The sequence below is a fragment of the Kitasatospora sp. SC0581 genome, from assembly GCF_048159585.1.
Lineage (GTDB): Bacteria > Actinomycetota > Actinomycetes > Streptomycetales > Streptomycetaceae > Kitasatospora.
The window spans coordinates 1-423 of sequence record NZ_JBLRWA010000156.1; the positions used below are offsets into that span (position 1 = coordinate 1).

The window sequence follows — 423 nt, forward strand, 5'->3', positions numbered from 1 at the left end:
CAGTTCCCGGCGCGGGCGGTGAGGCCGTCGTGGCTGGTCCCGGTGCCCCAGATCATCTCGCCGGGCGTGGCCAGGAGGACGGGCTGCGCCCTCGCGGCCCCGGGCAGTGCGCGGCGCGCCAGGTCCTCCGGTGACGGGCCGCCGGGTGCGTGGACCTCGGCGCGCCAGCCGTCCTCGTACAGGGCGGTGGTGGAGGTGTACCGGCGGTGGGGGTCGGCGCCGACCGTGGCGGAGATTGTGGGCGCGCCGGGGTGTGCGATGAGCAGGAGCACCGGGATGCCGGTGCGGGCGACGACAACGGCGGCCTGGTCACCCGGTGTCTGCGGGGCGTGGGCGGTCATCGTGGGGCCCCTGCCCCTGCGGCCTTCATGACGGCGGTGTTGCCGAGGTTCCAGTGCCAGGGGAAGCCCGGCAGCGGGTCGG

Annotated in this window: 1 protein-coding gene; it reads right to left on the reverse strand. The window is 76.4% G+C overall.

All coding sequences use genetic code 11. From position 1 onward, the window contains the following. Positions 1–341, reverse strand: a 341-nt coding sequence (locus tag ACLWS4_RS37550; RefSeq protein WP_416876510.1) for a hypothetical protein, incomplete at its 3' end; no start/stop codon positions are given. Between the last annotated feature and the right edge of the window lie 82 nt (positions 342–423).